Source organism: Paenibacillus tritici (assembly GCF_013204885.1).
GTDB classification, from domain to species: Bacteria; Bacillota; Bacilli; order Paenibacillales; family Paenibacillaceae; genus Paenibacillus_AQ; species Paenibacillus_AQ tritici.
The window spans coordinates 356,440-380,128 of the sequence record NZ_JABMKX010000008.1 but is presented as its reverse complement, the minus strand read 5'-3'; the positions used below and the strand labels follow the sequence as shown (position 1 = coordinate 380,128).

General features: G+C 54.1%; 21 protein-coding genes, 8 tRNA genes, 1 rRNA gene and 1 riboswitch. Of the genes, 29 read left to right on the top strand and 1 reads right to left on the bottom strand.

The annotated features are described in order from the left end of the window. From HQN87_RS16870 to HQN87_RS16795, 16 genes are all read left to right on the top strand, one after another. A 23S ribosomal RNA gene (locus tag HQN87_RS16870) occupies window positions 1-80 on the top strand; the annotation flags it as partial. Window positions 81-162: 82 nt separating this feature from the next. Then, window positions 163-254, top strand: a tRNA-Ser gene (locus HQN87_RS16865). A 24-nt stretch (window positions 255-278) separates the two neighbouring features. Next, window positions 279-355: transfer RNA gene (locus tag HQN87_RS16860), tRNA-Met, on the top strand. A 9-nt stretch (window positions 356-364) separates the two neighbouring features. Then, window positions 365-440: transfer RNA gene (locus HQN87_RS16855), tRNA-Val, on the top strand. Between the two features lie 29 nt (window positions 441-469). Further along, a tRNA-Thr gene (locus HQN87_RS16850) sits at window positions 470-545 on the top strand. 18 nt (window positions 546-563) lie between these two features. Continuing rightward, window positions 564-641: transfer RNA gene (locus HQN87_RS16845), tRNA-Asp, on the top strand. 26 nt (window positions 642-667) lie between these two features. Then, window positions 668-743, top strand: a tRNA-Phe gene (locus HQN87_RS16840). A gap of 4 nt (window positions 744-747) precedes the next feature. Next, window positions 748-830, top strand: a tRNA-Tyr gene (locus tag HQN87_RS16835). 10 nt (window positions 831-840) lie between these two features. Beyond that, window positions 841-913, top strand: a tRNA-Lys gene (locus tag HQN87_RS16830). A gap of 175 nt (window positions 914-1,088) precedes the next feature. After that, complete coding sequence (locus HQN87_RS16825) at window positions 1,089-2,186, top strand: PucR family transcriptional regulator (protein ID WP_173135739.1); 1,098 nt, start codon at window positions 1,089-1,091, stop codon at window positions 2,184-2,186. 109 nt (window positions 2,187-2,295) lie between these two features. Beyond that, window positions 2,296-3,417, top strand: coding sequence for an ABC transporter ATP-binding protein (locus HQN87_RS16820; protein ID WP_173135736.1), 1,122 nt, complete (start codon window positions 2,296-2,298; stop codon window positions 3,415-3,417). 228 nt (window positions 3,418-3,645) lie between these two features. After that, on the top strand, window positions 3,646-4,584 hold the full coding sequence (hprK, locus tag HQN87_RS16815) for an HPr(Ser) kinase/phosphatase (RefSeq protein ID WP_173135733.1): 939 nt from the start codon (window positions 3,646-3,648) through the stop codon (window positions 4,582-4,584). 12 nt (window positions 4,585-4,596) lie between these two features. After that, entirely contained in the window at window positions 4,597-5,628 is a 1,032-nt protein-coding gene (lgt, locus tag HQN87_RS16810) for a prolipoprotein diacylglyceryl transferase (protein WP_173135730.1), read from the top strand. A 5-nt stretch (window positions 5,629-5,633) separates the two neighbouring features. Continuing rightward, complete coding sequence (gene ppaX / locus HQN87_RS16805; protein WP_173135727.1) at window positions 5,634-6,287, top strand: pyrophosphatase PpaX; 654 nt, start codon at window positions 5,634-5,636, stop codon at window positions 6,285-6,287. Then, window positions 6,284-6,790, top strand: a complete 507-nt coding sequence (locus HQN87_RS16800; RefSeq protein ID WP_173135724.1) for an acyltransferase — start codon at window positions 6,284-6,286, stop codon at window positions 6,788-6,790. The genes ppaX and HQN87_RS16800 overlap by 4 nt, the downstream gene beginning before the upstream one ends. 98 nt (window positions 6,791-6,888) lie before the next feature. After that, the gene (locus tag HQN87_RS16795) at window positions 6,889-8,046 is read left to right on the top strand and encodes an acyltransferase family protein (protein WP_173135721.1); all 1,158 of its coding nucleotides are present in this window, start codon (window positions 6,889-6,891) and stop codon (window positions 8,044-8,046) included. A 112-nt stretch (window positions 8,047-8,158) separates the two neighbouring features. Here the strand turns inward: HQN87_RS16795 and gntK are convergent, their stop codons facing one another. Continuing rightward, window positions 8,159-9,697: a gluconokinase gene (gene gntK, locus HQN87_RS16790; protein WP_173135844.1), complete on the bottom strand. Its 1,539-nt coding sequence runs from the start codon at window positions 9,695-9,697 to the stop codon at window positions 8,159-8,161. A 247-nt stretch (window positions 9,698-9,944) separates the two neighbouring features. Here gntK and HQN87_RS16785 point away from each other — a divergent pair, with 247 nt between their 5' ends. From HQN87_RS16785 to thiC, 13 genes are all read left to right on the top strand, one after another. After that, window positions 9,945-11,162, top strand: coding sequence for an ATP phosphoribosyltransferase regulatory subunit (locus tag HQN87_RS16785; protein WP_173135718.1), 1,218 nt, complete (start codon window positions 9,945-9,947; stop codon window positions 11,160-11,162). 91 nt (window positions 11,163-11,253) lie between these two features. Next, window positions 11,254-11,898, top strand: a complete 645-nt coding sequence (hisG, locus tag HQN87_RS16780) for an ATP phosphoribosyltransferase (protein WP_173135842.1) — start codon at window positions 11,254-11,256, stop codon at window positions 11,896-11,898. Between the two features lie 35 nt (window positions 11,899-11,933). After that, complete coding sequence (gene hisD, locus HQN87_RS16775; protein ID WP_173135840.1) at window positions 11,934-13,244, top strand: histidinol dehydrogenase; 1,311 nt, start codon at window positions 11,934-11,936, stop codon at window positions 13,242-13,244. Next, a complete protein-coding gene (gene hisB / locus HQN87_RS16770) occupies window positions 13,231-13,842 on the top strand; it encodes an imidazoleglycerol-phosphate dehydratase HisB (protein ID WP_246553205.1) in 612 nt (203 codons plus the stop codon). The genes hisD and hisB overlap by 14 nt, the downstream gene beginning before the upstream one ends. A 1-nt stretch (window position 13,843) precedes the next feature. Next, complete coding sequence (gene hisH / locus HQN87_RS16765; RefSeq protein WP_173135714.1) at window positions 13,844-14,467, top strand: imidazole glycerol phosphate synthase subunit HisH; 624 nt, start codon at window positions 13,844-13,846, stop codon at window positions 14,465-14,467. Between the two features lie 44 nt (window positions 14,468-14,511). Continuing rightward, a complete protein-coding gene (gene hisA, locus HQN87_RS16760; RefSeq protein ID WP_173135710.1) occupies window positions 14,512-15,261 on the top strand; it encodes a 1-(5-phosphoribosyl)-5-[(5-phosphoribosylamino)methylideneamino]imidazole-4-carboxamide isomerase in 750 nt (249 codons plus the stop codon). A 25-nt stretch (window positions 15,262-15,286) separates the two neighbouring features. Further along, window positions 15,287-16,045 (top strand): imidazole glycerol phosphate synthase subunit HisF, encoded by a 759-nt coding sequence (gene hisF, locus HQN87_RS16755; protein ID WP_173135707.1) that lies wholly within the window; start codon window positions 15,287-15,289, stop codon window positions 16,043-16,045. Next, window positions 16,042-16,758: a bifunctional phosphoribosyl-AMP cyclohydrolase/phosphoribosyl-ATP diphosphatase HisIE gene (hisIE, locus tag HQN87_RS16750; protein ID WP_173135703.1), complete on the top strand. Its 717-nt coding sequence runs from the start codon at window positions 16,042-16,044 to the stop codon at window positions 16,756-16,758. Before hisF ends, hisIE begins: the two co-directional genes overlap by 4 nt. 15 nt (window positions 16,759-16,773) lie before the next feature. Further along, window positions 16,774-17,601, top strand: a complete 828-nt coding sequence (hisJ, locus tag HQN87_RS16745; RefSeq protein WP_173135700.1) for a histidinol-phosphatase HisJ — start codon at window positions 16,774-16,776, stop codon at window positions 17,599-17,601. 22 nt (window positions 17,602-17,623) lie between these two features. After that, a complete protein-coding gene (locus tag HQN87_RS16740; protein ID WP_173135697.1) occupies window positions 17,624-18,571 on the top strand; it encodes a ribose-phosphate diphosphokinase in 948 nt (315 codons plus the stop codon). 232 nt (window positions 18,572-18,803) lie between these two features. Next, entirely contained in the window at window positions 18,804-20,555 is a 1,752-nt protein-coding gene (locus tag HQN87_RS16735) for a tetratricopeptide repeat protein (protein WP_173135694.1), read from the top strand. 45 nt (window positions 20,556-20,600) lie between these two features. Then, on the top strand, window positions 20,601-21,554 hold the full coding sequence (gene trxB, locus HQN87_RS16730; RefSeq protein ID WP_173135691.1) for a thioredoxin-disulfide reductase: 954 nt from the start codon (window positions 20,601-20,603) through the stop codon (window positions 21,552-21,554). Window positions 21,555-21,629: 75 nt separating this feature from the next. Then, window positions 21,630-21,736: riboswitch (TPP riboswitch) on the top strand. A 151-nt stretch (window positions 21,737-21,887) separates the two neighbouring features. Further along, window positions 21,888-23,582, top strand: a complete 1,695-nt coding sequence (gene thiC, locus HQN87_RS16725; RefSeq protein ID WP_173135688.1) for a phosphomethylpyrimidine synthase ThiC — start codon at window positions 21,888-21,890, stop codon at window positions 23,580-23,582. Window positions 23,583-23,689: the final 107 nt, after the last annotated feature.

The following is a 23,689-nucleotide window of genomic DNA, read 5'->3' as shown; positions in this document are numbered from 1 at the left end:
CGACGAGGTAGATAGGTTGGAGGTGGAAGTGCAGCAATGCATGGAGCTGACCAATACTAATCGGTCGAGGGCTTATCCAAATACACTAACACACAAATTCGTTTCGGATTCAGTTTTCAGGAATTAATTTCCTGTGCGGATTTACATGGCTACCATTTATTTGGAGAGATACCCAAGTGGCTATAAGGGGACCCTCTGCTAAGGGGTTAGACTGCGTAAGCGGTGCGAGGGTTCGAATCCCTCTCTCTCCGCCATTATAAATCCAATACTTGTAGTGTGGCGGCGTAGCTCAGCTGGCTAGAGCGTACGGTTCATACCCGTGAGGTCGGGGGTTCGATCCCCTCTGCCGCTACCATACATACCCGGAGGCTTAGCTCAGCTGGGAGAGCATCTGCCTTACAAGCAGAGGGTCGGGGGTTCGAACCCCTCAGCCTCCACCATTTTTAATTTTTGTTTCAACTTACACCGTGCCGGTGTAGCTCAACTGGTAGAGCAACTGACTTGTAATCAGTAGGTTGGGGGTTCAAGTCCTCTCGCCGGCACCATTTTTACAACAAAAGTGTGGAACCGTGGTGTAGTTGGCCTAACATGCCTGCCTGTCACGCAGGAGATCGCGGGTTCGAATCCCGTCGGTTCCGCCATTTTTTTGTTTTTAGGCTTGTTTCATGGCTCGGTAGCTCAGTCGGTAGAGCAAAGGACTGAAAATCCTTGTGTCGGGGGTTCGATTCCCTCCCGCGCCACCATCATGGAGGCTTAGCGAAGTGGCCAAACGCATCAGACTGTAAATCTGCTCACGTACGTGTTCGGTGGTTCGAATCCATCAGCCTCCATAAGTTTTTTGAGCCATTAGCTCAGTTGGTAGAGCACCTGACTTTTAATCAGGGTGTCGAAGGTTCGAGTCCTTCATGGCTCATCTCAAGTTAGAGGTCATCACCTTAGGGTGGTGGCCTTTTTTTTGTTATGTTGTATCCAGTAAGGTTCCTGAGTTATTATTGTTGTCATTTAGGGTTTAGCAGTGCAATTCCGCATATTGCAGCAAAATATGATAAAATAAGCGAAAAGAGCAAAAGTGGTGGAGAATGGTGACGATGGATAGTGAGGTTTTGCGTCAAAAACTGGAGCAACTCACCGGAAAGAGAACCGGAATCAAGCAGCTTGGAAGGCAGCATTCAGCTTCACTTTTTGGCATAGGTACGGATAAAGACCAGGAACAGCCGGTGTTTCATGAAGGTTATCTATGGGTTCCCTTATATGAGAATGACGGCCGGGTTACAGCTGTGTGGGTGGAGACAGAGGGGCTGTCGTCACTGGAGCTGGAGCTTGTTAATTATGCCGGACGGAACTTTGCGGTAGCTCTTAAGGCTACCGGATTCAAAGAAGAAGGTGAGATGGAGGCGCGGCAGCTTAGCGCCTGGCTGAACTCACAGCTGGAGCAGGAGAAGGACGATACTGAGATTCCCGATGAAATCTCGCTGAAAGGCCGGTTGTTCGGGGATATGATTCCATTTCTGCTGGTCAGCGAGAACGCCCATAACCCGCAGATGACGTACCGTTCATTAATGAAGCTGATGCGGAGTTATTTCGAGAACGATGTATTGCTTGTTCCCCTGCAGGATAAGGAATGGTTAATTTTAGCCCGTAAGGAACTGCTCACGGGCGGAGATGATAAGGAGGATGAGGAAGAAAGCGAAGAGGAACTGCTGTCACAGACTTCTATGGGGCTGCATGAACTGATTGCCAGTGAATGGGTTGGCGTCTTCCATCTGGCAGTGTCTCCAGCCATTGTTCCGGTCAAGGGTCTAACAGGTGCGGTAGCCTTACTGCGGGAGACCATTATTCTCGGGCGGATTTTCCAGGTAGGGGATTATATTCATCTGCCGTGGGAGCTTCACATGGAGCGGCTGGTTAACAGTATTCCCGATGACCGGCGCAGGCAGCTTCTTGGACAGATCGGCGATTATTCCGCTGTACTGGCGGATAAGGAAATGCTGCTGACGCTGGAGAGCTTTTTTGAAATGGACTGCAATGTCAGTGAAACCGCCAAGAAGCTGTATATTCACCGGAACACCCTATTATACAGGCTGGATAAAATCAAACAGGAGACCGGGGCCGATGTCCGCAGCTTTGGAGATGCCGCAATTGTGAAGGTTGCTATGTTATTGTATAAAGTGACGAAAAGAAAATAGGTTTTTTGTGAACCTTGCAAATAGCCATCCGGCTAGGTCTGGGGTAAGATAAGTGTACAAGAAAGCGTTTGATTTTCTATTCCAATAATAGACTCGAGGGGGAAATACAATGGCAGGCGTACGTTTAGAGCATATTTTCAAAAAATACCCGGGTTCCGATAAAGCAACAGTAATTGATATCAATCTTGATATTAAAGATAAGGAATTCCTCGTACTGGTTGGACCTTCCGGTTGCGGTAAATCCACAACCCTGCGTATGATCGCTGGTCTGGAAGAAATCTCTGAAGGCAAAATGTACATTGGTGACCGTGTTGTGAATGACGTTGCTCCTAAAGACCGTGATATCGCGATGGTATTCCAATCCTACGCCTTGTACCCGCATATGAGTGTATATCAGAACATGGCTTTCGGTCTGAAGCTGCGTAAAGTGAAGAAAGAAGAAATCGACAAGAAAGTGCGCGAAGCAGCAAGAATCCTGGATATCGAGCATTTGCTGGAACGCAAACCTAAGGCACTGTCCGGTGGTCAACGCCAACGTGTCGCTCTAGGCCGCGCTATTGTCCGTGATCCACAAGTCTTCCTGATGGATGAGCCTCTCTCCAACTTGGATGCTAAACTTCGTGGTCAGATGCGTGCTGAAATCACTAAGCTGGTTAAGCGCCTTGAAACCACATGTATCTATGTAACGCATGACCAGACAGAAGCAATGACAATGGGTGACCGTATCGTAGTTATGTACGATGGTATCATTCAGCAGGCTGCTTCCCCTGAAGAACTGTACAATGAGCCTACGAACCTGTTCGTAGCCGGATTTATCGGTTCCCCTACAATGAACTTTATCAATGGTACCCTGTCCGAATTGAACGGCGCTGTCCGTTTCCGTGCTGAGAACCTTGACGTTGAAGTTCCAGGCGGCAAAGCTACAATCCTGCGCAACAAAGGCTTCATCGGCAAAGATGTAATCATGGGCGTTCGTCCGGAAGACATCCATGAAGAGCCTGTGTTCCTGGAAGCTTCCCCTAACACAATCTTCACTTCGTTGGTTGATGTTACCGAGAACCTTGGTCATGAAATGCTCCTCTACTTGAGCGGTCTTGGCAATAACACAGTTATTGCGCGTGTAGATGGACGTTCCACTACCCGTGAAGGCAGCAAGCCTAGATTGGCTATCGACATGAATAAGGTCCACATCTTTGACAAAGAATCCGAACTTAACGTTCTGCTGGGATAAGATCTCTGCAGTATGAATACTTTTATTTTGAAGAAAGCCGCCTGATTAGGCGGCTTTTTCTTGTAGAGAGACTGAATAAATGACGAGCTGCCGGCGGGCTTTAAGATTGCATTCACAGGCGTTATCAATTAAGATAGCAGGAGAATTACCTGTAGCTGGAATGGATTAAGTTGTGAACCGGCATAAGGGAAACCGGCGTGAGCCGCGGGTGACGAAAGGACGGACGATATGGCTAAGAAGGTAAAGGTATCGGAATTGGTACAGCATTTTCAATTAGAGGTGGTATCCGGACATGAAGGTCTGAAGAGACCGATCACTGTGGACGATTTGAACCGTCCGGGACTGGAAATGGCCGGTTATTTTGAATATTATCCTGAAGAACGTGTACAGCTGCTGGGCAAAACAGAGCTGGCGTTCTTCTCCATGCTCTCGGAGGAAGACCGGAAAAGCCGGGTTCGCGGAATCTGTAATGATAATACTCCATGTATCGTGATTACACGCGGGCTGGAAATTCCTCAGGAAATTATTGATATCAGCAACGAGAAGGGGCTTCCGGTGCTGCGCAGCTCGATGGCGACAACTATTTTCTCCAGCAGACTGACCAGCTTCCTTGAGGGCAGACTGGCACCGACAGCAACGATTCATGGTGTTCTCTGTGATGTGTATGGTGTAGGGATGCTGATTACTGGAACCAGCGGCATCGGTAAAAGTGAAACAGCGCTGGAACTGGTTAAACGCGGTCACCGTCTGATCGCCGATGATGCTGTAGAAATCCGTCAGACCTCGGATAATCAGCTCCATGGTACCGCACCGGAATTGATTCGTCACCTGCTGGAAATTCGCGGTGTAGGGATTATTAATGTTATGACTCTGTTTGGTGCAGGCGCCATCCGTAATCATAAGCGGATTACTCTGGTGGTCAGACTGGAAGCCTGGCAGCAGGACAAGCAGTATGACCGGCTGGGACTGGATGAAGAGACTACACGGATCATTGATACCGATGTACCGCTGGTCACCATTCCTGTCCGCCCGGGGCGTAACCTTGCTGTTATTATCGAGGTTGCGGCGATGAATTACCGGCTCAAGCAAATGGGCTTCAACGCTGCTCTGCAATTTACGAATAAACTTACAGCCACCATCTCTGAAGACATGGATGATCTGGATTAGGAGTGTGAGAGCATGTTTTTTTCATTAGCGATTAACCCGGTAGTCTTCTCCATCGGATCGCTCCCTGTCCACTGGTATGGTCTGATCCTCGGTCTTGGTGCCTTAGCCGGATTATTCCTCGCCATTCAGGAGGGCAAACGCTTCAACATTCCCCAAGAGTTCTTCATGGATATGTTACTGCTGGGCGTGCCTTCGGCAATTATCGGGGCGCGGATTTATTTTGTAGCGTTCAAGTGGGACGACTATAAGGATAACTGGCTCGATATTTTCAAAGTCTGGAACGGCGGTATTGCTATTTATGGCGCCCTGATCGGGGCGATTATCTGCGGGATCATTTATTTCCGCTACAAAGGTTATCCGTTCTGGCGTATCGTGGACATCTGTGCTCCCGGACTGCTTGCCGGTCAGATGATCGGCCGTTGGGGGAACTTCATTAATCAGGAGGCCTATGGCGGTGTGGTGGAGGAATCGTTCCTGCGCGACAAGCTGCATTTGCCGGATTTTATCGTCAATCAAATGTACATAGGGGATGCCTTTCACCATCCGACCTTCCTGTATGAATCGCTCTGGAGTCTGCTGGGTATTCTGCTCCTGATGGTCCTCCGCCGCCAGAAATTTGTCCGTGCCGGGGAGATCTTCCTGGGTTATTTCATCTGGTACTCTATCGGACGGTTCTTTATTGAGGCGCTGCGTACAGACAGCCTTGGATTTAACGGCAGCAGCGGACTGGCATCCTTCATTGACGGTCTATGGAGTCCGATGAAATGGCTCGGATTCGAGCAAGGGTATCTTGATCCGGCTTACGGCAATGTCCGTATCTCTCAGCTGCTGGCACTGCTCATCATTGTCGCTGCAATCATCCTGATTATTGTACGGCGGGTAAGCGGTCAGCCGAAGGATCATTATTCGGACCCGATTATCAGTACCAAGTCCGCAGCAGCGGACGCTGTTGTGCCCGAGAGTGCTGTCAATACACCGCAGAAGGCTCCTCAGCCTGCCCGGCCGGTGCCAGATCCCTCTGAAGATAAGGAAACAAAGGAGTAGTACCAATGATAGAATGCGTGTTATTTGACCTGGACGGAACGATTGTGAATACGAATGAGCTGATTATCCGTTCATTCATGCATGCGCTGAAGGAGAATAATCTGCCGTCCCTGACCCGGGAGCAGATCATTCCGTTTATGGGAACGACACTTCAGCAGCAGATGACTGCATTCTCCGGCCTGCAGGATATAAGCGCGTTGGAGCGGTCCTACCGTTCATACAATTATGCGCATCATGATGAGCTGATTGGTTCTTTTCCAGATGTGAATGAGACGATGGAAGAACTGCTGCGCCGCGGGATCAAGCTCGGGATTGTGACGACGAAGATCCGGCCCACTACCCTCAAAGCACTGGAAATGTTCGATCTGCTGAAGTATATGGAGACTATTGTTACGGTCAATGATGTTAGTCATCCCAAACCTCATCCGGAGCCGGTGCTTACGGCCGTTGCTAATCTGGGCGTTGATCCGGCTAAGACACTGATGGTTGGTGACAGCGCTGTGGATATTCAGTCCTCCAAAGCAGCAGGGGTGCGTGTAGCCGCAGTGGCCTGGTCGCTTAAGGGTGAGGATGTGCTGCGAGGATATGAACCGGATTATATTATCCATGAGATGAAGGATTTGTTCACTATTGTGGAGCAGGAGACCATGCAGCCGTGAGGAAGATAACGCGTTATCCGGTGGAGGGGCATAATTCGCTCTGGTATATTTACCGTACGGTCAGTCCGTGGAAGGGTGTGCGCAATTTTATTTTTATCCAGATTGCCCGCTATTGCCCGATTCTGCCGCTCAAGAACTGGATCTACCGCCGGATACTCGGGATGAAGGTAGGCAAGCATACTGCGTTTGGGCTGATGGCGATGGTAGATGTCTTTTTTCCAGAGAAGATCTCTATCGGGGAGAACTCAGTGATTGGCTATAACACCACTATCCTGGCCCATGAGTACCTCATTAAAGAGTATCGGCTGGGTGAAGTCATTATCGGTGAGAATGTGCTGATCGGGGCAAACACGACCATCCTGCCAGGTGTTACGATAGGGGATGGGGCTGTTGTTGCGGCGGGATCGGTGGTGCACAAGGATGTGGCGGCCGGCTCGTTCGTCGGGGGGAATCCCCTGCGTGAACTGCGTCCTGCTTCAGCAGAGCCTTACGAAGAAGAATAGTGTACAGACAAGTTCTCACCCTGCAGTATCATATTGCGTGTATCTGCGCAGGAGCTGCAGGGTTTGTTGCGTTAACTTCACACACAGGAGGAATGATAATGGCACAAAAGGAAAGAATTCCACAGCTTGATATTTTTCGGGCAATTGCCATTTTTGCGGTGATAGCCATTCATGCCACTTCACGGACACTGGCGGAGACGCTGGGCACTTCGATGTTCCCTCCGTTTCTGTTCATTAACAAGTTCAGCCAGTTTGCAGTGCCTTCGTTTGTATTTCTGAGCGGGTTCGTACTCTTCTACAATTATATCGACCGCCCGCTGGGAGGGAAGGTGCTGGCGAAATTCTACAGCCGCAGGCTAATCTATATTATTGTGCCTTATCTTATGTTTACGGTGCTGTATTTTGGACTCAAAATGACGGCCGGGCATACCTGGGGTCTGCCTCTTCAGGAGCTGGGAGCGAAGTTCGGCAAGTATCTATGGACAGGTACAGCGTATACGCATCTATACTATATCATCATCATTATCCAGTTCTATGTGCTGTTCCCGCTTGTGCTGTGGTGTCTGCAGAAAGTCCGGCATCTGGCGGCCTGGGCACCGGTCATCGGGCTCGCGCTTCAGTGGGGCTTCGTGCTACTGAACAAATATATGGTCAACCACGGGTATTGGCAGCTGTCCAAGGGCAGTCTTGCGATTACGTATTTCTCTTATTTCCTGCTCGGTGCGGCAATTGCGATCTATTACAGCTCTTTGAAAAAGTGGCTAATACCTTCCCTCGAAGGCTGGCGCTCCGGTAAAGGGGCAAGCTGGGTGGCACTGTGGCTCGTATGGGCCGCGGCAGGAATCGGGCATGTGTTACTGTGGTACAACAACTATACCAAAAAAACAGTAATCAACAGTCTATGGTACGAAGGGTTCTCCAACCTTCATGCCTTGCTCTCTTGTCTGGTATTGCTTCAGTTGTCTTTCCTGCTGTATGGTGCCGGGCGCAGCTTCCTGACGAGATTGCTGATCTCCGCCGGGGCTTGCTCCTTCGGTATTTACCTGCTGCATCCGCTGCTGCTGTTCCTCTATCGAAAGCTGCCGTTCCATGGCGGATCGCTTGCTTATACGGCGGCTATTGCAGGTGGCTGGCTGGTAGCGCTGCTGGGTTCCTGGCTGGTAGTTGCCCTCGCCTTCCGTTATGTGAAGCCGGCCTGGATCGTATTTGGCTCCGCACCGCCGAAGCAGGGACCGGTGCCCAAGGCAACCGTATAGACTCGGCATAGGGGAATCCTAGGATGGATGCAAAGAAAAGCGCCGGCTGGCCGCAGATGCGGCGGGCTGGCGCTTTGCTGTAGGGAGAATTTCAAGTGCAAGTATATAATAGTTAGCAGGGCTGCTCTCCGGCCTGTTCACGCTGGAAGTCGGCAATCGCCTGATATTGGTCTTCCAGACTACGGGATACGGAGATGAAGATCGGCAGGAGTTGTTTATAGGCTTTGGAGTGGGCTGTAACCGGTTCATGCCGGTGGGTTGAGCCGATCATTCCGAATACAGCCTCGAAGGAATCGATCCGGCCGGTGGCGTACAGTCCTAATACGACTGCGCCGAGGCACGAGCTCTCGAAGCTCTCCGGGACCACTACCTCCTGATCGAAAATATCCGCCATCATCTGCCGCCATAGAGCAGAGCGGGCGAAGCCGCCTGTAGCCAGGATTCTGACAGGCTGGCCGATACATTCCTCCATGGCGAGCAATACGGTGTACATATTGAAGATGACACCTTCGAGCACCGCACGGATCATATGCTCCTTGCGGTGATTCATGCTTAAGCCGAAGAAGGAGCCGCGGGCATCGGGATTCCACAGCGGTGCGCGTTCCCCGGTCAGATACGGATGGAAGAGTAGTCCGTTACTGCCGGGCGGCACCTGCTCGGCAATCCGGGTCAATACTTCATAGGGATCAATGCCAAGGCGCTTCGCGGTCTCCACCTCGGAAGCGGCGAACTCATCACGCACCCAGCGGAAGAGCATCCCCCCGTTATTCACGGGACCGCCAATTACCCAATGCTTGTCTGTCAGGGCATAGCAGAAGATCCGTCCTTTGGGATCGGTCAGCGGATGATCAACTACAGTGCGGATGGCTCCGCTTGTTCCTATAGTTGCGGCAATGACACCCGGCTCTATTGCACCTACTCCCAAGTTAGACAAGACGCCGTCACTGGCTCCCACCACAAACGGGGTGTTAACCAGAAGTCCCAGCTCATCCGCAAGCCCTGGAAGCAGGCCCTGCATGATCTGGGTGGTAGGGACCGGCCGGGATAGCCGTTCGGGGGTAATACCGGCGATCCGGAGGGCCTCCTCGTCCCAATCCAGCTTCTCCAGATTGAACATGCCGGTCGCCGAGGCGATGGAATGGTCGATCACATATTCGCCGAACAGCTTGAAGAAGATATATTCTTTGATCGAGATGAACTTGTGGGTCTGACTGAACAGCCCGGGCTGCTCCTCGCCAAGCCACATCAGCTTGGTGATCGGAGACATGGGATGGATGGGTGTCCCCGTCCGCAGGTACAGCTCATGCCCGTTCAGATCGTCCTTCAGCCGCCGCGCAGAGCGGCTGCTCCGGTTGTCAGCCCAGGTAATGCAGGCGGTAAGCGGCTTGCCGGAAGCATCAACAGCAATAACACTATGCATAGCCGAGCTGAACGAGACCAGCAGAATATCTGCAGGAGAGGCAAGGCTGTCTTGCATGACCGATGATATAGTGTGGATTACAGCTTGCAGAATCTGCTCCGGGTCCTGTTCCGCCACAGAGGGAGAGGGCTGGTGCAGCGGATAGCCCTGATTGCTCTGGGCAACAATCGTTCCATTCTCCTCAAAGAGGACAGCCTTGGTGCTGGTGGTTCCAATATCAACGCCAATCATATAGGATGTACTCAAGCCGTCAGTCCTTCTTTCTGCTTCTGAAATAGATACCGGGAATACTTAATGCAGGAAATAAAGTACAATCATATTAACTTATTATATTCGCCGGTTATCCCGGTGGCAAAATGTTGACGCAAAAGGATGGTCCGTGATACGATATTGCCACTGCTTTACTTTACTACCACTTTACCATGATAAAGTATTTGATGATACTCTCTTAACATATCTGATGAGGTGAACAATGAAGATGGCCAAACCAAAGGGATTTGAAAAGCCTGCCGGCGTAAGGGATTATCTCCCGCGTGCGGTAACGAAGCTGCGCAAGATTGAGAATGATGTACTTCACTGCATGAGCCGCTGGGGTTACCGGCAGATGATTACGCCTACCCTTGAATATTATGATACGGTCGGTGTGGCCAGCTCTACATCAGATCAGAAGCTGTATAAATTGCTTAACAACCGTGGTCAGGCTCTGGTGCTGCGCTCGGAAATGACAGCTCCTGTGGCCCGTGTGGTCTCTTCTCTATTGAAGGATGAGCCGCTGCCGCTGCGTCTGTCCTATCACGCCAACGTCTTCCGGGCGATTGAAGAGGAAGCCGGCCGGGAGGCGGAATTCTATCAGACCGGCGTAGAGCTTGTCGGGGATGATTCACCGGAGGCGGACGCTGAGGTGGTCGCACTGGCCATTGCCTCGCTGCAGGCGGCGGGTGTGAAGTCTTTCAAAATAGCGATAGGGCATGTCGGCTTCCTCGACGGTCTCTTCCAGGAAGCTGTGTCCGGTCTGCCGCAGGCTCAGGAGGAGCTCAAGAGCCACCTGCTCAGCCGGGATTATGTAGCCTTCCGTGAGACGCTGCGGCGTCTTGAGCTATCCGAAGCCCAGAAGCAGGAGCTGGACGGATTGCTTCGGCTGCGGGGCGGCAAGGAGATCTGTGGCCAGGCGCTGGAGTTAAGCAATCATCCGCTGGCACGCGCTTCGATTGAGCATCTGTGTAAGGTATGGGAAGTTCTGGTTGCCTACGGCGTCTCTCAGCACGTGCTGATTGATCTGACGATGATCGGTGATTTCTCTTACTATACCGGAATGACCTTTGAGGGTTATGCTGCTGAGCTGGGCTTCCCGGTATGCAGCGGCGGCCGGTATGACAATCTGCTTCAGCAGTTCGGGCGGCCCATCCCCTCGACGGGCTTCTCGCTGAAGACCAACCGTATTCTGGATGGTGTATCCGGGCTGCCTGAAGAGGAAGAGCTGCCGATTCTGGTCCAGTATGATGCACTCCGGCGCCAGGAGGGCCTAACCGAAGCAGCGCGCCTGCGGACGGAAGGTCATGCTGTAGTTACACGGCTGGCATCAGGCCCGGAGGAGCTGAAGACCGTGAAGCGGCTGGATGCGGATACGATTGAGGCAGAGGGTGAGCGGTACGGCGAGATTTATACGTTCGTGTCTTTTGTCAGTGAGCATGGGTGAGTGAAGCTGTCTGCATGAATGGAGACTTTATTAAAATAATGAAACAATGATCACCTATAGAAGCGGAAATACGAAACGGAGGCGGGTAATGATGGCACAGATTCTTAAGGTGGCCATGCCGAAAGGCCGGATTTACAATAAAGCGGCAGAGCTGTTCCGCCAGGCGGGACTGCCGATTCCTCCAGACGGAGAAGAATCGCGCAAGCTGGTGATTTCACTGCCGGAAGCCGGAATGGAGTTCATTCTTGCCAAGCCGGTGGATGTACCTACCTATGTAGAGTATGGGGTAGCGGATATCGGCATTGTCGGCAAAGACGTATTATTGGAAGAAAGCCGCGATGTCTACGAACTGCTTGATCTGGGAATTGCCCGCTGCCGGATGTCGATTATCGGGCTTCCGAACTGGCAGCCGGGCATTCAGCAGCGGGTAGCTACCAAATACCCGAATGTGGCCTCAAGGTACTTCCGTGAGCAGGGCCAGCAGGTGGAGGTTGTGAAGCTGAACGGCTCCATCGAGCTGGCGCCGCTGATCGGCCTGGCCGACCGGATCGTGGACATGGTTGAGACCGGGCAGACGCTGAAGGACAATGGGCTGGTTGAGATGACCAGCATCTTCGAGATCACCAGCCGCCTGGTGGCGAACCGGGTAAGCTACCGGATGAAGAATGCGGAGATTCAACAGCTGTGCGACCGCCTGCAGGCCGTTATTGCAGGCCCGGGGCTGCAGATGAAATAATCTTAGTAAATATAGAGTTCAAGGGGGAAGCAGCGGTGAAGATTCAGTCCAGTAAGGAATTTAAGCTGCAGCGTGAAGTGGAATACGGCACGCCGGAGCAGAACAAGGCCGTACGTGAGATCGTGGCCGGTATCAAGCAGGAAGGCGATGCAGCGCTGCTCCGGTATACGGAGCGCTTCGACGGCGCTGTGCTGACGCCTGCGCAGCTGCGGGTCACACCGGAGGAGCTTGAAGCCGCCTACGGCCGGGTAGAGGAGTCTTTCGTGACGGCGATCCGTGCGGCAGCCGTTAATATCCGTGCGTTCCATGCGCGGCAGAAACGCAATTCCTGGATGGATCTGCAGCCGGACGGCACGGTCCTCGGCCAGATCATCCGCCCGCTGAAGCGTGTGGGCGTCTATGTTCCCGGCGGCAAGGCAGCCTATCCGTCCTCGGTGCTGATGAACGTGATTCCGGCACAGATTGCCGGCGTGCCGGAGATCGTGATGGTTACCCCGCCTTCGACGGGCGGCAGCGAAGGCATTGATCCCTATATTCTCGTGGCCGCCGCTGAAGCAGGCGTACACGAGATCTACCGCGTGGGCGGCGCGCAGGCGATCGCCGCCCTGGCCTTCGGCACGGAGTCGATCGTGCCGGTCGATAAGATCTGCGGGCCAGGGAACATCTACGTGGCCCTGGCCAAACGCGAGGTCTACGGCGCTGTCGATATCGACAGCATCGCCGGACCGAGCGAGATCGTCGTGCTCGCCGACGATACCGCCGAGGCCGCCTACATCGCGGCCGACCTGCTCTCGCAGGCCGAGCACGACGAGATGGCGTCGGCGATCCTCGTGACGCCGTCGCAGCGTCTCGCGGAGGAGGTGGCTGCCGAGGTAGAGCGGCAGCTGTTGACGTTGCCGCGCGAGACAATCGCGCGGGCCTCGGTCGAGAACTACGGCGCGATTATCGTCGTAGAATCGCTGAACGAGGGCATCTCCGTGGTGAACCGGCTGGCGCCGGAGCATCTGGAGATTGTCGTGAACGACCCGATGGCGCTGACCGGCGCGATTGAGAACGCCGGGGCCATCTTCCTCGGGCCGTATAGCTCGGAGCCGGTCGGCGATTACTTCGCCGGACCGAACCACATTATACCGACGAACGGTACGGCGCGGTTCTCCTCGCCTGTAGATGTGGATGATTTCATTAAGAAATCCAGCCTGATCTATTACAGCAAGGAAGCGCTGCTGCGGGACGGGGCGGCGATTATGGAGCTTGCCCGGCGTGAGGGGCTGGAGGGCCATGCACGTGCAATTGAAATCCGGCTGGAGAAGGAAGCGAAAGGTGGAGACGGAAATGGAGAACAATAATAACGAACAGGCGCTGCGCAAGGCCGGGCTTAGCCGTACAACCAACGAAACGGACATCAAGTTAACCTTTGCCGTAGACGGCAGCGGGGTTTCGGAACTGGAGACCGATGTGCCTTTCTTGAATCATATGCTGGACCTGTTCACGAAGCATGGACAGTTTGACCTGAACGTGCAGGCACGGGGCGACATTGATATTGATGACCATCACACGGTAGAGGACATCGGCATCTGTCTGGGACAGGCTCTGCGCGAAGCGCTGGGCGACAAAAAAGGGATCAAACGTTACGCAAGTGTCTTCGTCCCTATGGATGAAGCGCTGGCTCAGGTAGTGATTGATATCAGCAACCGGCCGCATTTCGAATACCGGGCGGAGTATCCTTCACAGCAGGTGGGCAGCTTCTCTACGGAGCTCGTTCATGAATTCCTCTGGAAATTCGCGCTGGAAGCCAGAATCACGCTGCATGTCATCGTCCATTACGGCTCCAACACCCACCACATGATTGAAGCGGTCTTCAAGGCACTGGGACGGGCGCTGGATGAGGCGACACTGGTTGATCCCCGGGTGAAGGGCGTACCTTCGACGAAGGGAGTGCTGTAGCATGGCCGTTGCAATCGTCGATTACGGCATGGGCAACCTGCACAGTGTCAGTAAGGCGGTAGAGCGGCTGGGCTATACGAGTCTTGTAACGGCCGATGCCGCTGCCATTCTGGCCGCAGACAGCGTGATTCTGCCCGGTGTCGGTGCCTTTGGCGATGCGATGGAGCACCTCCGCGAGAGCGGAATGGATGTGGTAGTCCGGGCCGCAGCAGAAGCGGGACAGCCGGTGCTGGGCATCTGCCTCGGGATGCAGCTGCTGTTCAGCAGCAGCGAGGAGCATGGCGAGCATAAGGGCCTGGAGCTTCTGCCGGGCTCGGTGGTGCGCTTCGCGCCCCGTGACGGCTACAAGGTGCCGCATATGGGCTGGAACAAGCTGAGCTTCCTCCAGCCGGAGAGTCCGCTCCTGAAGGGCTTAACGGAGGGGCATGTCTACTTCGTTCACTCCTATCACGCGCTTGCCGCAGCCGACAGCGATCTGCTTGCCGTCACGGACTACGGGCATCCGGTAACGGCTGTAGTGGGGCGGGGTAATGTATATGGAATGCAGTTCCACCCGGAGAAAAGCGGAGAGCTTGGCATCCAGCTGCTGGGCAATTTCCTGCAGCTCCAGGCACAGCAGGCTTAAGGCCTGCCAGAATAACAATATTGCAATGAAAGCGGGGAGTATTCATGTCTTCTTTTATCATATATCCGGCCATTGATATCCGGGACGGGAAGTGTGTCCGGTTACAGCAGGGCGATTACGCTCAGGAGACCATCTACAACGACAGCCCGGTGAAGGTGGCAAAATCGTGGGAGGAGCAGGGTGGACGGTATATCCACCTGGTAGATCTGGATGGAGCCAAAGCCGGGCATCCGGTCAATGACGCCATCATCGGAGCCATTGCCCGCAATGCGAATGTTCCTGTGCAGGTCGGCGGCGGTCTCCGCACGCTTGCCGATGTGGAGAAGCTGCTGGGTCTTGGCATCAGCCGGGTGATTATCGGAACGGCGGCGATCAATGATCATGCTTTTACCGAAGCTGTACTTGCCAAGTATGGCGATAAGGTGGCCATTGGCATTGACGCACGGAACGGCTACGTAGCTACGCACGGATGGCTTAATACCTCTGAGGTCCGCGCGGAGGATCTGGCCAAAGAGTTGGCCGCCAAAGGCGCAGAGACCTTCATCTACACCGATATCTCCCGTGACGGGATGATGCAGGGGCCGAACGTGGAAGGGATTCTGTCTATGGCCGGGGCGAGCGGTAGAACGGTCATCGCCTCCGGCGGTGTGACGAGTCTTGAGGATCTGCAGCGCCTGAACGAACACAGCGGCAGCGGAATCGGCGGAGCTATTGTCGGCAAGGCGCTGTATACCGGTAATATTGATTTGGCGGAAGCGCTACAGGCCTTGGGCCAGTCCTCCGGATTGCGGTAAGCCTATACTAAGGAGGGGTCTTGGAATGTTGGCTAAACGGATTATCCCCTGTCTGGATGTGAAGGACGGGCGTGTGGTAAAAGGCGTGAATTTTGTAAATCTGCGCGATGCCGGAGATCCGGTGGAGCTGGCGGCGCTGTATGACCGCGAGGGGGCGGATGAGCTGGTATTTCTGGATATATCCGCTTCTGTGGAAGGCCGGGCAACCATGATCGAAGTGGTCCGGCAGACAGCCGGGGAGATTGCCATTCCCTTCACAGTGGGCGGGGGGATCTCCACTCCGGAGGATATGAAGCGGATTCTGCGCGCCGGGGCGGACAAAATCGGCATTAATACGGCAGCCGTCAATAACCCCCAGCTTATTCTGGAGGGGGCCCGCCACTTCGGCTCCCAGTGTATTGTGCTGGCAATGGACGCCAAATATAATGAGGCTTGGGGCGAATGGGAAGTGTACACGCATGGCGGACGTAAGCCAACCGGTATCCGGGCATTGACCTGGGCGAAGGAGGCCGAGCGGCTGGGTGCCGGCGAGATTCTGCTTACGAGCATGGATGCCGACGGTACCAAGGACGGCTTCGATCTGAAGCTGACGGCGGCGGTCTGTGATCTGCTGAGCATTCCTGTGATTGCTTCCGGCGGTGCAGGGAGAATTGAACATTTCTATGATGTGTTTACCGAAGGCAAAGCGGATGCGGGCCTTGCGGCAACGATTTTTCACTATAAAGAGATTGCTATTCATGATCTGAAGGCTGATCTGAAGCAAAGAGGGGTAGAGATCCGATGAGCGAGGACAAGAAGGATATAGCACTGAACCAGGACAATGCGGTAGCGGGCATCCGCTGGAATGAATCGGGCCTGCTGCCTGCTGTAGTTCAGGATGCGCGTACCCTTGAGGTATTAATGTTCGCCTATATGAACCCGGAGTCGCTGCGCCTGTCGCTTACCAGCGGCCAGACCTGGTTCTGGAGCCGTTCGCGCAGCGAGCTGTGGCACAAGGGCGGAACGTCGGGCAATACGCAGGCTATCACCTCGATCCATTACGATTGTGACAGCGATACGCTGCTGGTGAAGGTGGTGCCGGAAGGCCCGGCCTGCCATACCGGGGAGAACAGCTGCTTCTTCCGGGAGATTCCGCTCGATTCACCGGCAACTGTTGAAGCTGCTGAGGCTGCCGTTAACACTGCTGATGCAGAGAGCGGCCGGTTTGCGGTACTGGGTGAGCTGGAGCGGGTGATTGCCGAGCGCGAAGTGAACCGTCCGGAGGGGGCGTATACTACGTATCTGTTCGACAAGGGCGTGGATAAGATCCTGAAGAAGGTCGGTGAGGAAGCCTCTGAGACAATCATCGCCGCCAAAAATAAAGATAATGCCGAGCTGCGCCTGGAAGTCAGCGATCTGATCTACCACTTACTCGTACTGCTGCAGGAACGCAAGCTTCCGCTGGATGAGATTCTGGAAGAGCTGAGCGCCCGCCATGAACGGCCTCGGCGGGACTAGGAGGGGCGCTTCAGGATGCTTATTGATTACCATACCCACCATGAGCGCTGCGGTCATGCCGTGGGGAAGCTTGAAGAGTATGTCCAGCGCGGAATCGCGCTGGGGCTCCAGCAGCTTGGGCTGTCGGACCATCTGCCGCTGATCCATGTAGATCCGGAGCAGTATTATCCCGAGATGGCGATGCCGCTCGCCGAGCTTCCGTATTATGTGGAGGAGTGCCTTACGCTGAAGGAGCGCTACCGTGGAACGATTGAGCTGCGGGTAGGGCTTGAAGCCGATTATATCGAGGGATACGAGGAGCAGATCCGCGAGCTTTTAGCGCCGTATCCCTGGGACTATCTGATCGGGTCGGTGCATTTCCTCGGGGAGTGGGATATTACAGACCACCGGCAGACTCAGGGCTGGGAAGGCCAGGATGTAATGAGCGTATACCGCCGTTATTATGATGCTGTGCAGAAGTCGGCGTTATCGGGATTATATGATATTATAGGACATATGGATGTCATTAAACGGTTCGGTTACGGACCGCAGACGCCAGAGGACACCGCAGAGGTCAGGATGCTTGAGCTGGAGACACTGAAGGTGATTGCAGGCAGCGGAATCGCGATGGAGCTGAATGCTTCCGGACTGACCAAACCCTGCGCCGAGATGTTCCCGGCGGAGCATGTGATTGCTCAGGCGCTTGCGCTGGGTATTCCGCTCACTGTAGGCTCCGACGCGCATGATCCCATGAAGCTGGGAGACGGCTTAACAGAGGCCCGGCAATTGCTCTGGCATACAGGCTTCCGTGAACTGGCAGTATTCGAAGGGCGCCGCCGTACACTTGTCCCGTTTGAAATATAAATTATAATCCCAGGAGGGTACTATGCATCATCAATTACGGATTTTTTCCGGTTCGTCGAATCCGAAGCTGGCCGCTGACATCGCGGAGCGCCTTGGTGCACCGCTTGGCCTGATCAAGCTGACACGTTTCAAAAGCGGCGAGATTTATGTGCATTATGAAGAGAGCATCCGGAACTGCGACGTATTTTTGGTGCAATCCCTGGCTCATCCGATTAACGAGCTGTTTGTAGAGCTGCTGGTCATGATTGATGCAGCCAAACGTGCATCGGCAAGAACAGTGAACATTATCGTCCCTTATTACGGGTATGCCCGGCAGGAACGCAAATCCGCACCGCGTGAGCCGATCTCGGCCAAAATGGTTGCCGATGTGCTGACCACAGCAGGGGCGACCCGCGTAATTACCATTGATCTGCATGCCGCAGCTATTCAGGGATTCTTCAATATCCCGGTGGACCATCTGACAGCGCTCGATCTGATCAGCGGTTATTTGAAGGTGAAGGGTCTTACTGATCTGGTCGTGGTATCGCCGGATGCGGGACGCGCCTCCATGGCGGAGAAGCTGGCCAGCCGGCTGGATTCGCCGTTTGCGATCATGATCAAGAAACGTCCGGCCCATAATGAATCGGTAATTACGCATGTCATCGGGGATGTTGAAGGCAGAACGCCGATCATCATAGAGGATCTGATTGATACCGGAACGACCATCGTCAATGTGGTGGAGGGCCTGAAGGAACGGGGCGCCCGGAACAGCATCGTCTGTGCTACACACGGACTGTTCTCCGGAGATGCGCTGGAGCGGATGGACCACCCCAATATCGACGAGATTGTGGTCACCGATTCGATTGCACTGCCGGATGAGCATTCCAGCAGATTCGCAGTACTCTCGGTAGCTCCTATGCTGGCAGAGGCCACGCGTATCATCATCGAAGGCGGTTCCATAGATAAGCTGTTCAGAGATGCAGGGATTTAGCGCCTGCGTCTTTTTTTTACCGCCTTGCCATGTTGATCTTAGCCTGTTGTGAAGAGCGTTGAGATTGAGAATCTGACTGCCACATGTGGTATACTGTGTGAAGAAGACAGCCGGGACCAGAAATGGAAACGAAAAGGTTGCTTAAGTAGGGAGGACAGGTGGTTCTTATGACGCCGCTCTCCTATTTTTCATGAGGCTTAGGAAGCTGATAAAAGGGAGGTGCCTTGCTTCCATGATTGAGAGAACTTCAGAGAATGTCGCGGAAATTAGTAACGTCATTCCGGTCACTCTGGATGCCAATTTTTTCTTTGAAAGAGCCGTTCGGTCGCTGGACCGCTTTCAATATGATAAGGCATTGAAGAATTTTCGCAAAGCTGTTGAATATGAGCCGGATAATCCGGTGAATCATTGCAACATGGCGGGTATATTATCTGAGATGGGCGATTACACGGCATCCAATGAGATTCTCATCCATGTCCTTGAGAAGATTGATCCGGGAATGACAGAATGTCACTTCTATATGGCTAATAACTTCGCCAATATGGAAAGCTTTGAAGAGGCGGAGCGTGCGCTGGTCACTTATCTGGAGGAGGATGCCAGCGGTGAGTTCATGGCTGAATCCGAAGAATTGATGGAGCTGCTGCAATATGAGCTGAACCGTCCCGCTCCGCTGGTGCGTATCCGCAGCCGTGAGGGTGTGATCGAGCATGACCGGGCCCGGACGCTGCTGGAGGAGGGGAAGTTCCCGCAGGCTGTAGAGCTTCTGCAGGAGATCACCACGAACACCCCGGACTTTCTGGCTGCGCACAATAACCTGGCACTGGCCAATTTCTATATGGGCCGGTTCGCCAAGGCGAAGGAATGTCTGGATGAGGTGCTGAAGCAGGACCCCGGTAACCTTCATGCACTCTGCAATATGGCTATTTTCATGCAGTATGCAGGGGACAAGGAGCAGCTTGGGACTCTGCTGGGTATGCTAGAAGCAACCGTGCCGTTTCATCAGGAGCATGTGTTCAAAATGGCCACAACCATGGGTATCCTGGGCCGCCACACTGCGGCGTACAGCCATTTTCGCCGTCTGCTGAAGGATGAGGAGGTCGCCGGAGACGCCGGCCTGTATCATTACTGCGCGGTGGCGGCAAGCAATAGCGGCCTGTACAGTGAAGCTCAGCGCTGCTGGAGACAGGCCGCGAAGCTGGACCCTGATTCTGCTGTGCCGGCCTTCTTCCTGTCCCAGCTTCAGCAGGCCAGGGCGGAAGAGCGCTCTATGCCATCTATCAGCTACAATTACCAGTTACCCTTCCAGGAGCAGCTTAAGCAGTGGAAGGACAATACGGGCAAATTCACGGAAGAGGTACGGAGTAATCCGCTGCTGCGCGCGTCGTTCTTCTGGGCGCTGCGCTACGGCGATTCTGCCACGAAGCTTCAGGTGACCGAAGCTCTCCGCTGGATTGAGGATGAGGAGATGTCCGAGGTACTGCGCGGCGTGCTGGAGCAGGAGCCGCTTCAGGAGGACCGCCTGCAGGAGGCAGCGCTGTTCAGCCTTCAGCGGCTGATCGGAGATCACCTGGATGAAGCTGGCCCATCCGGCGAAGAACAGGAGCTGGCGGCTCTGTCCAGCCCCAAGGGAACGCCTGAATGGAGAGAGGACTGGCAGCGGATTATGGATCATACGGCAGCGATGATGGACCGCAGATATGATGCTGTCCAGAAGAAGGATGCCGAGTTTATCTGGAAGCAGTTCATCGGCAGCCTGTACCCGGATGTTCCGTTATTCCGCAATGACGGCGGCTGGTGCGCAGCCCTGGAGTATCTGACGGCACGGCTGCATGGACAGCCGGTTACATTCCGCGAGGTGGCCCAGCGTTACGGGGTGTCCGTCTCCATGGTTAGCCGTTATGCGCGGCGGATCGACAGCGAATGTGATGTCCGGGGGATGCTGCCGGGAACGGACGGCTTATCGCCGTCCACTACCCGTATTTGAACCACTACTTCTAAATACAAACCTACTTGTAAGGAGGCCAAAGCAATGTACAAAACAATTGTAATCGGAACAGGCCCGGCCGGGCTGACTGCTGCGATTTACCTGGCGCGTGCGAACCTGAGCCCGCTGGTGATTGAAGGCTTGCAGCCGGGAGGACAGCTGACAACGACAACAGAAGTGGAGAACTTTCCAGGCTTCCCTGAAGGAATTCTGGGTCCGGATCTGATGGACAATATGCGTAAGCAGGCTGAACGCTTCGGCGCTGAATTCAAGAATGGCTGGGTGGAATCCGTTGATTTCTCGCAGCGTCCGTTCAAGGTTACCGTAGACGGAATGGGTGTGCTCGAAGCAGAGTCGGTCATTATTTCAACCGGAGCCTCTGCAAGATATCTGGGAATCCCGGGCGAGCAGGAGAATGTGGGGCGCGGGGTTAGTACCTGTGCGACCTGTGACGGCTTCTTTTTCCGGGGCAAAAAGATTGTCGTGGTCGGCGGCGGGGACTCTGCCATGGAGGAAGCCAGCTTCCTGACCCGCTTCGCGTCCAGCGTAACGCTGGTTCACCGCCGTCCGGAGCTTCGGGCTTCGAAGATCATGCAGGACCGCGCGCGCGATAACAGCAAGGTATCCTGGGCCCTGAACCGTACCCCGGTTGAAGTTACCGTCGGGGACACCGGTGTGAAGGGCATCACGGTGCTTAATAATGAGACCGGACTGACAGAGCTGGTGGAGGCAGATGGTGTCTTTGTGGCGATTGGACATACTCCTAACACAGCGTTCTTGGGCGGCCAGATTAACACGGATGAGAGTGGTTATATCGTGGTAAATCCGGGTACTACCGAGACGAATATTCCCGGCGTATTCGCCTGCGGCGATGTGCAGGATACACGTTACCGTCAGGCTATATCGGCAGCGGGAACCGGCTGTATGGCGGCAATGGACGCCGAGAAGTTCCTGGAAGGCACGATGGTGCATGACTGGAGCGAATCGCTGGATAAATAACCGGAGAAGGTTCCGGGTAACAATTACGGGTTTACAAGAAATACCTATACCAGTAAAATGTAATTAATTAGATAAGATACCCACTAGGGGAGCCTGAATAGGCTGAGACGGGAAAATTGAATTTCCGGACCCTTGAACCTGATCTGGATCATACCAGCGTAGGAAAGTGGAGTCGGACCTTTTTTGAATACAGTCTTATTTGGCTGTTCCTTTAATAAAGCCGCTCCAGGTGGAGCGGCTTTTTGACTTGCGGGAATTCATGGATTCTTCGGCTCAGTCTGCTGCGTGAAATCTTATCTGACAAGCTCATAGAGCAAAGAGGAGGAGATTAGAGTGACAGAAATAGTGAAGAACGGCGAGGTAGACCTTTCCAGTTTCCCGGCAAGCCGTAAAGTGTATGTAGAGGGCTCTCGCCCGGATATTCAGGTTCCGATGCGGGAGATCACTCTCAGCAGAACAGAGGGCGTTGCCGGGGATAAGGAGAATGCACCGCTGCGTGTCTATGACACAAGCGGTATCTACACCGATGCTGCAGAGGAGACCGACATTCGGAGGGGACTGCCGCCGCACCGTCTATGCTGGATTGCGGAGCGGGGCGATTCGGAGGAATACACCGGAAGAGCCGTGCAGCCGGAGGATAACGGAATCCGCAGGGGCGGGCCGCCCCCAGAAGCTTTTCCGGGACTGCAGCGAAGTCCGCTGCGGGCACAGGCGGGCCGCAATGTTACCCAGCTGCATTATGCACGGCAAGGGATGATTACACCGGAGATGGAGTATATCGCGATCCGTGAGAATATGCGGCCGGAATTCGTACGGGACGAGGTGGCCGCCGGCCGGGCCATCATCCCGGCCAACATTAATCATCCGGAGAGCGAGCCGATGATTATTGGCCGCAACTTCCTGGTGAAGATCAATGCCAACATCGGAAATTCTGCGGTATCTTCTTCTATTGAAGAGGAGGTGGAGAAGATGCGGTGGGCGACCCGTTGGGGGGCTGATACAATTATGGACCTCTCCACCGGAGCTGCAATTCATACCACCCGCGAATGGATTATCCGCAATTCTCCGGTGCCTGTCGGCACAGTGCCCTTATACCAGGCGCTCGAGAAGGTGAACGGTATAGCGGAGGATTTAACCTGGGAGCTCTATCGTGACACGCTGATTGAGCAGGCAGAGCAGGGAGTGGATTACTTCACCATTCATGCCGGGGTGCTGAAGCGCTATATTCCGCTGACTGCCCGGAGAATGACAGGCATCGTATCCAGAGGCGGCTCGATTATGGCCGCGTGGTGCCTTGCCCATCAGCAGGAGAACTTCCTGTACACACATTTTGAAGAGATATGTGAGATTATGAAGACGTATGATGTAGCCTTCTCCCTGGGGGACGGACTGCGTCCGGGTTCTATTGCAGATGCCAATGACGAAGCTCAATTCGCTGAGCTGGAGACGCTGGGAGAGCTGACAGCGCTGGCCTGGAAGCACGATGTTCAGGTCATGGTTGAGGGTCCGGGACATGTGCCGATGCACCAGATTAAGGAGAATATGGACAAGCAGCTCGAGATTTGCCGGGAAGCTCCCTTTTATACTCTCGGCCCGCTGACCACCGATATTGCCCCCGGTTATGACCATATCACTTCAGCCATCGGGGCGGCGATGATCGGCTGGCTGGGGACGTCTATGCTATGTTACGTAACACCGAAGGAGCATCTGGGGTTGCCTAACAAGAATGATGTGCGCGAAGGAGTCATTACCTACAAAATCGCCGCCCATGCCGCAGACCTCGCCAAGGGACATCCGGGTGCCCAGGACAGGGATAATGCGCTGTCCAAGGCGCGGTTCGAATTCCGCTGGCGTGACCAGTTCCATCTCTCTCTGGACCCGGAAAGGGCGCTGGAGTATCATGATGAGACCCTTCCTGCGGAGGGTGCGAAGCAAGCGCATTTCTGCTCGATGTGCGGCCCTAAGTTCTGCAGCATGCGGATTTCGCATGATATCCGTAATTCGTACAGTTTGAGTGTACCGCTGTAAATATAACGGGTCTTCTATACCTATAATCTGAACTATTACTTGCTGTCCCCATGCTGTAAAAGGCGTGAGGGCAGCTTTTCTTATACTTAGTGATTACAATCACAATC